The sequence below is a fragment of the Borrelia coriaceae genome (assembly GCF_023035295.1).
GTDB classification, from domain to species: Bacteria; Spirochaetota; Spirochaetia; order Borreliales; family Borreliaceae; genus Borrelia; species Borrelia coriaceae.
Genome location: NZ_CP075083.1, coordinates 130,771 through 144,706, shown reverse-complemented (window position 1 = coordinate 144,706; position 13,936 = coordinate 130,771). Strand labels below are relative to the sequence as shown.

Here is a 13,936-nt window from a genome sequence, read left to right as displayed (position 1 = left end):
AATATTGATACCTAAGGCTTAAATCTATATTTAAATTTATATTTAAGATTTTCAATATTAATTTAAAATCTTAATACCTATCTTAACTTGTTTGAACATTTGTTTTCATTTACTACTCCTAACTTAAATACTACCTAAACAGCTACCTAGGTATACCTGGTTTAGAACCTGCCTTATTTTCTTCGATGATCTTTAAAGCTGCTTTTCTAAGCATCTTAAAGTTCTCAGCATATGTACCTGTCATGATTTGATCATAAAATGTCTTAGGATCTTTATGCTTAGCACAAGATATTAAATGTCCATGATACCCTCTAACATAACTATCAAACTGATGTTGCACAGCTTTCTTGTCCTCAATACCATCACGGATATTATTTATAACTTTAAGAGTAGCCTCTTTTTCTTCAATAACACTAGAATTAAAAGTTGAAATGGCTTTGAACTGCTCCTTATTTAACTTACCTAGCAAAACCACAAAGTTAAATACCAATCCTCCATCACTATCTTCCATACCACTTTCATCTTTAATATATGAAAATGGATACCTCTCTTGAGATGAAAGATCAACAACCATTATATTTACATAATTCATAATGGAAACAACATCCCCTCGAGCACCTTTAAAAATAGAGCTATCAACTTGCCTCATGCTCTGATACACATAATTAGGATCAGGAAGAGCAGCAAGGTCAGCAGTACCATCATCATTAAATTTAGTAAAGAACTTTCTTATAGCAATCTTTAAACTTTCTTCTGCATCACTAAGGCTGATGCTTAACATTTCTTGTACATAGTCCCAAGGAATATTCCTATCAATCAACCCCTTAATTCCGTTGTACTCTGATTCATATGCACCATAAGTTTTTACCATATCTTTAACCTTAGAATCACCCAAAGCTCTTATTAAACCATCAAATTCCTGCACAGTATATGTCTTATAATATTCACTAGGAATAACTACCAACTTTCTAAGTTTATCAATTACCCTTTTCGCCTCATCATTAAACTCTAAGTATATACCCTCAATATCTTCAGTACCGTCAGGCTCCTTAACAACTACAAGACCCAAAGCACCTGTAGTATCCTCAGCACCACCATCGCCCCCAGAACCACCAATACCTAAAGTGCCTTTCGCAGGTTCAGTAACTGTAACATCCTCATCAACTCTAGTACCTTCAACTCTAGTAAATTGAGAACTTGCAGGAATTTCAGCACCAGCAGAACCATCAACATCTCCAGGACCTACAGCACTTCCAGAACCCCCATCAACTCTAGTACCTTCAGGATTTTTAAAGACTTCAGCAACTACAAGACTCATAACTTTAAGTTCATTTAAATGAGATTCTATCTCACTAATAGCTGGAACAATATAATCATCAGCAGTAAATGCAGCATAAACAGCATTAGCATTATCATCCTTAAATAACTTCTTTAACCGTAATGCATAACCATCTTGATAATCATCAAGCTTATTTTGTAACCTCTCTTTTAAAGGACCTTCAGCGGCATTATTTATAGCTTGACTAAATGCATTTTTAACCTCATTTTGACGCCTATCAACCTTTAAATAATGCCCTACAATTTCTTTAACCTTAAGAGCACCTAAAGTGTCTAATAAATTATAAAATTTAAGATCATCATATGTCTTGTAACCCCCAGCCTTATCATCCTTACCAATATCAGGATTAGTTACTATTTTTTGTATCTTATAAACTATTTGCTTCCCTTCATCTGATAACCCAAATTTTACAAGAAGTTCTTTAATCTTGACTTTTAAATCTCCCTTATCATGCCGCCTAGTGACAGCTGTTTTCACAGGAGCACCTGCCCCTTGACTGCCATCACTCTTTGTATCACTGATTTGATTACAACTTATTACTGATAATAGCAGTAACATTAATACTAATCTCATTAATAAACTGCACCGTTTTATTCTTATCATATTCAATATCTCCTTGTTCAAACTGAACTAAACACATTATTAAATGAACTTCATTATCAAATGGATATAATTATTGCATTATAATATTTAGTATATGGTAATGCAATAATATTAACATAGACTCTTATAAAATATATGAGAATAAAATTTAAGCCTTAGATTTTTTGATTTAAGGCTTAGTTTACATTTAAGTTTAATTTAATATTTATTTACTATTCTTAACTTAATTACTACCTAAAGTTAAACACTACCCAAGGTCTACCTAGGTAGTACCGGAGTTAATACCTGGAGCGTACTGGTTGCTTTGCTCCAACAAGACTTAAAGCCTTGTTTTCAATCCAAGCAAAGTCCTTATCATATGTACAACTCATAATTTCATCATAAAACGCATAAGGATCGCCATGCAAGAAGCATAATTTTAAATGCTTATGATAAGCTGCAACACACTCATCAAATCGACTTTGTAAACCTGCCTTTTCCCTAACATCATTAACATTATTTAAAGCAACAGCTGCATTTAAAGCAGCTGTTGCTGCCTCTTTTGCCTTAATAATCCGAAAATGAATTTCTACAATCCCTTTAACCTTATTATTATCTAGGGAACCCAACATAAGCTGCATATTAAAATCAGACTGCTCAGCATGCTCTTGTATATAAGCAAGTGTTTGCATATAAACTTTTAAAAACTTGCTTTTTATCTTTTCATAATTCACAATCTTTGCAACTTCGTCTTTAATAGAATTAAATATAACAGTATAAACAGCATGAATTACATTGTCATACACATAATCAGGATCAGGCAAGTCATCAAGAATATTATCATTATCATCAAATTTGGTAAAAGCCTTTTTTATCTGAAACTCGTAGCTTCCACGAGCATTAGCAAGCTTAATTTGCAATATTAGTTTTGAATTGAAATCAGTAATACCTTTAATGCTTTTACCAATTTCCACATACTTTGACTCTTTAAATACCTTGTATTTACTATAAACTCTTATTATCTCCTTAACCCTAACAACACCTAAAGCAAACAGTAAATCATTAAACTCTTCCTCGGTACGCAACTTATAATCAGAACTTGGCACAACAAAAGAACGTTTAGTTACTATATTTCTAATTTCCTCAATTATATTTTGTTCCTCAGAGTCAAATAGTGAGTAGAAATCCTTATTATCTGTAGTATCTGTAATCTCAGTCTTAAGTATAGTACTATAATTATGTGCCTGAGCAATTGTTTGAGTAACATAATCATCATAACTAATTTTGCCAGAAACAACTTCATTAAATAACTTCTTCATACCCAACATATAATCAATTTTATAATTATTAAGTCTACGATACAATTCCACTTTTAAATTGGAGTTCAAAACAAAACCTATGGATTTGTCAAAATCTTTTTGAAGGACATCAACTTCTAAATGATTTTTTATAATTTCTTTAATATCAAGAAGACCTAGTCTAATTACTAAATCATCAAACTCCTGCTTAGTATATGTCTCATAATCTTTAGGATCACCAATATTAGGATTAGTTACTATTTCTTTAATGTGATCAATTATGTTTCTCTCCCCAGAATCAAGCTGTAAATATATACTCTTAGCATCTCCAATATCTAAAACAACACCTAAAGATGCAAGTTCATCCATCTGTTCCGTTACCTGAGTAGTTGTCCGTATAATGTAATCATTAATAACATTCCCATAAATAACATCATCATTATCATAATTAAATAAGCTCTTTAACTGTAATGCATAACTAGAGTTATAATTATTAAGCTTAGTTTGTAATTGCTTTTTCAAATCAGAATCAGCAATATTCTTTATAGCTTTCTTAAATGTTCTTTGAGCATCAAATTGAATTTTACAAGCTTGTAAATAATTTTTTATAATTTCCTTAACTTTAACATCACCTAAAGTTTCTAATAAATTATAAAATTGAAGCTCACTATATGTCTTGTAAGATTCAGTATCACCAATATTAGGATCAGTTACTATTCTTTTTATCTTATCAATTGCTTGTAGCTGCTTATTTAGCAATCCAAATTTACTAAGAAGCTCTTTAAGCTTGAATTTAACATCCTTTTTCATATGATTACGGGGTCTTGCTATCCCATGGGCTTTTTTCACCCTAGGTGTGCCCCCAAATTTTGACATACTATTTAGATCACAACTTATTACTAATAGTATTATTACTAATAATAGCGATACTAATATTATTAATAAACTGCGATGTTTTACTCTTATCATATAAATATCTCCTTATTCAAATTACTTAAACAACTTAAATAAATCACTAAATGAACATTATTATAAGAATTGCAATATTGTGATGAGATAATATTATCATAAATATTTTAAAATCTATAGGTATAGCCTTAAAGGCTTTAATTTCAAAATTCAAGGCTTAAATATTATTTTAAGTGATATTCAAAATAATATTTAATATTTTTAATTTAAATTAAAATCTAGGTATTACATAAGACATTGCCCAAGATATTGCATACACTATCTTTAACACGCATTAACCACAACTCCAAATACCACAAACAAGTAACAAAGTTTACTCTAAAATCACTTCCCAAATACAGTCTTTTTGCAAGATGAAAATAAAAACCGTTTTTAAAGCTAACTTGATCATTTCTTATGCTTTAATCACATTATAATGAAAGTCTAAAACCCCTTTACCATCATAGTAACAAATTTATTTATTATTATTTATTAAATTAATAAATACCCCTTAATATACAACTTATACTTAAGAGGCAATCTAATAAAGTTCTCAGAATACCCTAATACTCATAATTACCAATTTTATCAATTAAAGCCCTCTCAACCTTATCAAGCTTTAGCCTTCATACATCTATAAAAATACCAGTACTTGGTCCATTGTAGCCCAAAGCTTAGATATACTCAAATATGTCTGACAAAATATCCGGTCAATAAGTGTAGAAACTGACATCCCTGCAGAATCAAAGGAAATAAATAAGTCCTTTAATACCAACTCATAATCATTTTTAGTAGACTTAAACCTAGAAAGAAGCATTTCTCGAAAATCAGCATCGTTAATCTTATCCTTCACAATACTATAAACTCTTCTGTATGTACTATAAAAGTTTGCAATTTTTGTTGTAACTGCTCTAACGCGGTTATAACACAAATCTCTCATTATATCAAGAGCATCAGAATCAGTATATATTTTATACTTATCACGCTTACCAATATTAGGATTAGTTAAAATATTACAAATCCTACGTACCCTACGTGAATTCAAATAATAGTTCTCAACAACATCATCTTCAACATTAACAAACTCATCATAAATGGTGTCATAAGTGTAAGCTTGATCACCAGCTGGTAAATCCAACACATTAACAAACTTATCAGCAGGCCCTGTTGCGCTCTCTGTGCCATCATCCTTTGATGAACCACTTGAATCACAACTTATTACTGATAATAGCAGTAACATTAATACTAATATCATTAATAAAATTGCAATATTTTATTCTTGCCATATAAAAATCCCCCTTTATTTCAAAAATATTAAATTAATTAATTTGTATAAAGATAAATAAATTATTTAATTGTCTCAAATTAATTATCAAATGAACATAATAAATTAAATTATAATATTATACTGTGATTCAATTGCTAATAAACATAATATTAGCATAAATCTTATAAGGTATATAGGAATAAATTTAAAGCCTTAAATATTAATATCTAAGGCTTAGTTTATATTTAATATTCTTAATTTAATTACTACCTAAGATTAATTACCACCTAAAGTAGTATCCGAGTCAACACCTGAATCAGTACCTGCTTCATTTTTTTAAGAAAGATCCAAAGCCTTGCTCTTAATACTATTAAAGCGAGCAGAATATGCACCACTCATAATTTTATTATAAAATGTAGTAAAATCCGCTTTTCCCTGCTTAAAGCACAATTCTAAATAATCATGATAATCCTTAACACACTGCTCAAAGAGAACTTGTAAAGCTTCCTTTTTCTTAATATCAGCAACACTTGCTAAAGCCTTTTTAGCAGTGTCTTCTGATTCAATAATCTCAGTATGAAAGTTTGCAATCTCTTTAAGTTTAGGAACATCTAAATTACTTAATAGGATCTTAGCATATAACTCAGACTGCCTAATATTACTGATCATATACGCAAGTGCTCGCACCTGAAAATTTTTTAACTCTCTTGCCATAGCATCGTAATTCAGAATAGCTTGAATTTCTTTTTTAATATTATCAAATATAGAAGTATATGAAGCCTGCTTCACACTTTCATATACATCATCAGCATTAGGTGAACCATCAGTAACTTTACCCCCCATAACCTTCGTAAAGGCACCTCTTATATCAACTTCGTAAGTTTCATGGCTATACTTAAGATCCTGTTGCAATACGCTTCTTAAACCTGCACCATCAACACGTTCAATGCTTTTACTAATTTCTTTATACCCTTCCTCTCTAAAGACTTCATAGGCCCTATAAACACTTGCTATTTCTTTAACCTTAGAAACACCCAACTGATTTAATAAATAAAAAAACTCCTGCACAGTACGCAACTTATAAGGCTTCCTTATCTTAGCAACAGAAGATGGAGTTACTAACTTTCTAATTCTATCAATTACCCCTCTCTCCTCAGGATCAAGACCGAAGTATAGATCCATCATATCTCTAAGTTCATTTAAATGGTCTTTTGTCTCACGAGTAACTTGAGCAACATAATTACCATTAGTAACTGCATCATAAACAACATTAGCATTATCATCCTTAAATAACTTCTTTAACTGCAATGCATAACCATCTTGATAAGAAGCAAGCTTACTTTGAAAGTACGCTTTTAAATCAGGATCAGCAATATTATTGATAGCTTGATTGAATGCATTTTTAACCTCATTTTGAAGGTCACTAACTTTTAAATAATTATCTACAATCCCTTTAATCTTAAGAGCACCTAACTTTTCTAATAACTTATAAAACTCAGGATCAGTATATGTCTTAATATCCTCACCACTCCCAATATCAGGATTAGTTAATACTTCTTGTATCTTATAAACTATTTGCTTCTCTTCATCTGATAACCCAAATCCAATAAGAAGCGCCTTAAGTTTGCCCTTTAAAGCGTCCTTATCATTCTGAGCAGCTCTCTCTCTTTTCACACCAATGCCTGCCCCACGCATGCCATTATCCTTTAACTTACTGGTTGGATTACAACTAATTACTAATAATAGTGACATTAATACTAATATTATTAATAAACTGTAATGTCGTATTTTGATCATATAAATATCTCCTTTTTTTCACACTACTAAACAAATTTTTAAATTAATATAATTATCAAATTATAACATTTGTATGTAATAATACAATAATATTAGCATAAATCTTATAAGGTATATAGGAATAAATTTAAAGCCTTAAATATTAATATCTAAGGCTTAGTTTATACTCTTACTTTCTTTAGTTTCTATTTAAATTTAATATGTTTAAATTTATTGCTTCTGCAATTTAAAAATTGCCCAAAATAGCCCCTAGGGTAGTACTTAAGCTAGTACCTGCTCTACATACTCCTACATACTCCATTTACTTAAGCAATGCTAATGTGTCTGCTTTAACCTTCTTAAAGTTCTTCATATGCATCTCCTCTATAACCTGATCATAAAACCTATCAGGATCATTATACGCTAAGCACAATCTTAAATGCTTATGGTAATCCTCAACATACTGATCAAATTGCGCTTGCAAAGCTTCTTTTTTCTTAACATCTTTCACACTATTTAAAGTTTTCCTAGCTTGGTCTTCTGCTGTAATAACCTTGACATGAAAATCTAAAATCTCTCTAGCCTTAGAAAAACCTAAGCGACCTAACATCCACTTCAAATTAAACTCAGAATGCCCAGAATTATCTGACATATATGCAAGTGCCACCATTTGAGAAATTGATAAATTTCCCTCTATCTCTTCATACTTTCTAATATCTTGAACTTGATATTTAACAAAATCAAATATAGACCTATAAACAGGCTGCGTCATACCCTCATAAACATCATTAGGCTCAGGCAAATCATCAAGAATATTATTCTCATCATCAAATTTAGTAAAAACCCTTTTTATATGGAAATCATAAAATAAATGCGCATTATCAAGCTCTTTACCCAATTCTTCTTTTGACTCTACCTCAGTAACAAGTTCAATGCTTTTATTAATTTCTTCGTACTCTGCATCTTTAAAGTCTTCATACTCCTTATAAGATTTTACTATTTCCTTAACCTTATCAACATCCAAAGTATTTAATAAACCATAAAACTCCTGCACAGTACGCAACTTATATGTGGAATCTGATATAAACTTAGAAGGTGTAGTTACTATTGTTCTAACTTGATCAATTATCCTTTGCTCTCCAGAATCAAGCTGTAAGTATACATTCCCAGCTTTAAGTTTATCTAACCGAGCATTCGTCTTAATAACAGCTTGATCAACATAATTACCATTAGTAATTGCACCATAAACAAAATTAGCATCACTGTAACTAAATAATCCCTTTAACTGTACCTCATGACTAGAGTTATAAGCATTAAGCTTGTCATCTACCCGCTCTTTTAAAGCCACGCTACTACCACTAGTTAAAGCTTGCTTGAATACCTCTTGAACATTATCTTTAAGATCATCAACCCTCAAATAATTTTCTACAATTTTTTTAACCCTGAAAGAACCTAAAGTTTTAAGTAAATTATAAAACTCAAGATCATTATATGTCCTGTAACCCTCATCTTTACCAATATTAGGATTAGTTACTATGCTCTTTATCTTATCAACTACTTGTTTCTCTTCATCTGATAACTCAAATTCGACAAAAAGATCTTTAAGTTTGACCTTTATATCACGATCACTTCGCTGATCACTAACCCTTATTGACCTAGGAGTGCCACCACTCTTTAACTCGCGCTTTAACTCACTGTTTGGATCACAACTTATTACTAATAATATTAACAATATTAATAAACTGTGATACTTAAATCTCATCATATAAATATCTCCTTATTCAAAAAACTAAATAAATTAAACAAATTACTAAATAAACATGGTTATAAAAAAATATATTGCTATGAAATAATATTATCTCAATTTTGCTAAGAATCTAGAGATATAAATTTAAAGCCTTAAATATTTATATTTAATTCATATCTAAGGCTTAGATCACATTTAAACTTATATTTAATATTTTTAACATTAATTTTAAATATTAATATTTGTTTTATTTACTACTCTTAATTTAAGTACGACCTTGCACAGTACCTACATCGGTACCTGGATTAGTGGTACCGCCTTTTTGTGATTGAGTAGGATTTAAAGCTTCTTGTTCAATTCTATTAAAATAATTAATATACTGAGCATCAATCATTTTATCATAAACCCTATCAGCATCTGTAGGTTTAAAGGCATCTGCTAAATATTGATCATAACCTATGACATAACGCTTAAACCGCATATCTAAATCTTTTTTTCTCTCAAGGTCAGTAATATTATTTATAGCTCTACTAGCCCTTCCCTTTGCACTACAAACATCCAAATAAAAATGTATTATGCGCCTAACCCTTTGTTCACCCAATTCACCTAATAAAACATTAAATCTAAAACTAGTACGGGTTGTATCACACATTTGCATATAAGCAACCGCATCTAACTCATGCTGCAAAAGACCCTTAAATAGCTCTATAAATATTTTAATAAATTGCGTATCCCTTTGAACATCAGCAAATACAGAAACATACTTATTATGTACAGCTCTTTTATACACAACATCAGGATCAGGATTATCAATAGAGTTGTGAAATAATTCCTTCAATTCCTCCTTATAAAGACCATTTTTATAATTTAAAGATTGTTGCAATGCTTGTTTTAAGCCTAAATCCGTAACTTCTTCAATGCTTGCATTAGTATTTGCATAATCTAAATCCCTAAATTCTTTGCGGTCTAGAATACCTCGTACCATTTCTTTAACCTTAAGATCACCTAAAGTGTTAAGTAAATTATAAAACTCAAGATCATTATATGTCTTGCCACCTCTATGTGCACCAATAGTAGGATTCGTTACTATTGCTTTAACTTCATTAATTACTTGTCTTTCAGTCTCTGATAATCCAAATATGCTACAAAGCTTATCAAGCCTAACAAGTATATTCTCCTCACTAATATCCTCCTCAATGATTGTCAAATTCTTCCCCGAATTTCGATCGTATGCGGCAAACAATTTACAACTTATTACTAAAAATAATAATGACAATAATATAAGTAACATTAATAAACTACGATGTTTTATTTTTATCATATAAACATTTTTTTTATTCAAAAAATTTCCCTTTTTCAAAATAAACTAAACACCTTATTAAATAAATAATAATAAATACACATTAATTAAATAATGATATTATAGTATTCAAACACAATTACAATACCACAATATCATCATAGATATAAATTAAAACCTTAAATTATAAAAACTTAAGATCTACCCCTCATATCTTTATATTATAAATAATTATTATTTAATTATTCATTTAAATTAATTTAAAGATTACCTGAAACCTTATTACCTGTAAATGTTTAATCAACCTTTAGCTTACTCACCTTTTTGGGTAAAGTTTTAGTGAGGCTTCCGCTTGCACTTGTATAAAACTCTTCATATATTTATCATCAAACATCCTATTATAAACATCTTGATAACTAACAGCATTGTAAAAGCACTGTTTTAAATACGAATCATAACCAAGCACAAGCTTATCAAAATGTTTTTCTATAATCTGTTTTACCTCGCTTACAGGGACTTGCATAAGTATTGAGCGAGCAGTGTCTCTTGCCTGTAATGTTTTTAAATGAACATCAAGAATCTCTTTAACCTTAGACAAACCTAAGCCACCTAACACAATTTTAAAGCTTATATTACAAGGTCTTGACCCAATATTTTGACGATAGTTAAGATTAATATTTTGCATATATCTAACTGCGTTTTTTTCAATAATTGATAATTTCTTGTATATCTCTTCAAATACTTTAACATACTCAATACAATTATAAATATCAACAAACACAGAATCACGATTTTCCTTTAACACCTTAAACACAAGGTCAAGATTAAAATCACTGAATGCCCCTTTTAAAGATACCTGGTAAATACGCGATACATAAGCAAGATGTTGTTGTAATTCTGACCTAATATCTAAGTCCTCAATGCTCTCTAGCTCTGCTTTAATATCTGAATAATCTATAGCCCTAATTCTTAAATACCTTTCATAAAGTATTATAAGTTCAGTAACATTGGAAATGCCCATGGTATTTAATAAATCATAAAACTGAGACTCAGTATATGTCTTATAACCATCATAACTAGCAATATAAGGATTAGTTACTATGCCTTTAATTTCATCAATTACATTTTGCTCATGAAATGAAAGCCGTAAATATACATCTCCATCCTCAACAACACCTCTAACCTGAGATCTAAGTTTAGCTAAACCAACAGCTGTATGCTCAACTGCCTGCTTAACATAATTATCATCAGCAATTTTAACATATACACTATAAACATCCTCATCACTAAATAACTGCTTTAATCGCAACGAACAACTATTTTTTTGCTCATCAAGCTGTATTTGCAATTGCTCTCTTTTATCTAAATCATAAATACTATATAAAGACTCCTCAAATGCATCTTGAAGCTCGCGTTGTCTTTTATCAACTTTTAAATAATTCCTAATAACTTTCTTAGCATCCAAAACTCCAAGAGTCTTTAAAAAATCATAAAATTCAAAGACACTATATGTCTTATAACCTTTAGAAGCACCAATCTCAGGACTAGTTACTATGCTTCGTATCTTATCCAAAGCAGCTTGCTCTTCATTCATTAACGCAAATGTGTTAATAAGCATCTTAAGCTGAAGCTCATTATAATCCTCGCCAACGTTTACTCCCATTTCGTTTAAATTACCCCTCAACTCACTATTTGGATTACAACTTATTAATAACAATAACAATAACAATGATATAAATATTAATGCTACTAATAAATTGAAACGTTTAAACCCTAACATATAAATGTCTCCTTTTTAAAATCAATTAAATAAATTATCAAAAAAACTAATTATAAGAAAAAAACTAATTACAAGGCTGAGATGCTACAACACAATCATACTACCATAATATCATAAATGATAAAGCATTATTAGCGACACATACATTCATATATTTAACCTATACATATTTTTTATCAATTTAATTATTTATAAATATATCTAAGGCTAGATATTAGACCTAAATTAACTCATTAACTTATAAGATCTAAAACTTATCTTGACAAATCCTCAAGGCTACATTACTTAATACTATACTTTAAAAGTATCCACAAAACTTACCTAAAGAAGTCTGAATTTACTTGAATTACTTTAATAAAGATTTAAAACGGTTTCTTCAATTTTATTAAAGTCACGAATATATTTACTACTAGCAGTTAGCTTATCAATCTCATTAGCATAACCAGCACCTTGAAAACACTTTTTTAAATACAAATGATAATCATACTCAAGTTCATTAAACTGCTTTTCTAAGGCTATTTTTGACGGAAAAGAAGAAGTATTTGCTAAAGCTGCTTTAGCACTTTCTTTTGCTAGAAAAACTTCTGCATGAAAGCTCATAATCTCTTTAACCTTAAGAGCACCTAAATTAGCTACAATGATCTTAAAATTTAAAATAAGAGAAGATGGTAGACCAATATTTTGAATATATTCAAGTACCGATTTTTGATCATCTAAGAGATTTTCGAATATAGCTTCAAATCTATTAACAGTACGAGCAATGTTAATAGCATTAATAAACTTAGCATCATAGTTAAGATCCAATAATTTTTGACATATAGATTCACTATTTTCCTTACTATCATTAAATATCGATTTTATAACCACCTTGTAATGATCATAAAAATGCTTCATAATTACTAACAATCTTTGCCTAACCTCTACACTCTCAAGACTCTCAACAGCTGCCTTAGCTACTGCATAATCTGAATCTAGAATTTTTACCTGCCTCACATAAGCTTTGATCATTCTCTTCACCTTAAAGATATCTAACAAATTTAATAAATCATAAAATTCAGAATCAGTATATGTCTTGTAATTATATCCATCAGCAACAGAACGGTCAGTTACTATTCTCTTAATAGCATCAATTGCATCTTGCTCACTAACCGAGAGCTGTAAATATACATCATTAGCATCAGCATCACCTCTAATATAAAGTCTAAGTCTAGATATCTGAACAGTTGCCCGCTCAATCATCCGAGCAATATTATCCTCATCAACAATTTGAGCATAAACATCATCAGCACTAAAGTAATTAAATAACTTCTTTACTTGCAACAAATAATTATCTATATTAGTATTAAGCACAGCCTGTAATTGTCCTACTTTTTTGATATTAATCATATTATTTAAAACTCGCTCAAATGCATCTTGAAGCTCACGTTGTCTTTTATCAACTTCACAATAATTTTCAATCATTTCTTTAAGCCTAATAGGTCCTAAAACATTGAGCAAATTATAAAATTCAAGATCATTATATGTCCTATAACCCTCATCAACGCCAATATTAGGATCAGTCACTATTTTTTTTATATTATCAACTACAACTTGATCATCAAGTGGTAAGCCAAACTTGTCAAAAAGCTCCTTAAACTTAAATTCATGACCATCCTCCTTTCCAAGGCCCAATAAATCCTTGCTTTTGTTATCATGCATCGATGAAATGTTTGGATTACAACTTATTAGTAGCAGCAATAACATTAATATTAATGCTATTAATAAACTGAAACGTTTTGCTCCTAACATATAAACATCTCCCTTTTTAAAATGAATAAAAAATTAACATATTATTAAATTATTAAATAATTGGACAACACTATGATACCATTATATTATCATATAATCATGATCTTAAAA

General features: G+C 29.9%; 8 protein-coding genes. All 8 read right to left on the bottom strand.

The window, feature by feature from the left end; all coding sequences use genetic code 11:
* Positions 1-142 precede the first annotated feature (142 nt).
* The 8 genes from bcCo53_RS06235 to bcCo53_RS06200 all read right to left on the bottom strand — a co-directional run bounded on the left by bcCo53_RS06235 (position 143) and on the right by bcCo53_RS06200 (position 13,825).
* A complete protein-coding gene (locus bcCo53_RS06235) occupies positions 143-1,942 on the bottom strand; it encodes a BTA121 domain-containing protein surface lipoprotein (protein ID WP_025408541.1) in 1,800 nt (599 codons plus the stop codon).
* 278 nt (positions 1,943-2,220) lie between these two features.
* Complete coding sequence (locus bcCo53_RS06230; protein WP_025408540.1) at positions 2,221-4,188, bottom strand: BTA121 domain-containing protein surface lipoprotein; 1,968 nt, start codon at positions 4,186-4,188, stop codon at positions 2,221-2,223.
* Positions 4,189-4,801: 613 nt separating this feature from the next.
* Positions 4,802-5,407 carry a BTA121 domain-containing protein surface lipoprotein gene (locus bcCo53_RS06225; RefSeq protein ID WP_025408539.1) on the bottom strand — a complete coding sequence of 202 codons (606 nt, stop codon included), beginning with the start codon at positions 5,405-5,407 and terminating at the stop codon, positions 4,802-4,804.
* A 363-nt stretch (positions 5,408-5,770) separates the two neighbouring features.
* Complete coding sequence (locus tag bcCo53_RS06220) at positions 5,771-7,231, bottom strand: BTA121 domain-containing protein surface lipoprotein (protein ID WP_025408538.1); 1,461 nt, start codon at positions 7,229-7,231, stop codon at positions 5,771-5,773.
* A gap of 301 nt (positions 7,232-7,532) precedes the next feature.
* Positions 7,533-8,975 (bottom strand): BTA121 domain-containing protein surface lipoprotein, encoded by a 1,443-nt coding sequence (locus bcCo53_RS06215; protein ID WP_025408537.1) that lies wholly within the window; start codon positions 8,973-8,975, stop codon positions 7,533-7,535.
* Positions 8,976-9,222: 247 nt separating this feature from the next.
* Positions 9,223-10,317 carry a BTA121 domain-containing protein surface lipoprotein gene (locus bcCo53_RS06210; RefSeq protein WP_025408536.1) on the bottom strand — a complete coding sequence of 365 codons (1,095 nt, stop codon included), beginning with the start codon at positions 10,315-10,317 and terminating at the stop codon, positions 9,223-9,225.
* A gap of 256 nt (positions 10,318-10,573) precedes the next feature.
* On the bottom strand, positions 10,574-12,037 hold the full coding sequence (locus bcCo53_RS06205; RefSeq protein WP_025408535.1) for a BTA121 domain-containing protein surface lipoprotein: 1,464 nt from the start codon (positions 12,035-12,037) through the stop codon (positions 10,574-10,576).
* A 351-nt stretch (positions 12,038-12,388) separates the two neighbouring features.
* Entirely contained in the window at positions 12,389-13,825 is a 1,437-nt protein-coding gene (locus bcCo53_RS06200; protein ID WP_025408534.1) for a BTA121 domain-containing protein surface lipoprotein, read from the bottom strand.
* Between the last annotated feature and the right edge of the window lie 111 nt (positions 13,826-13,936).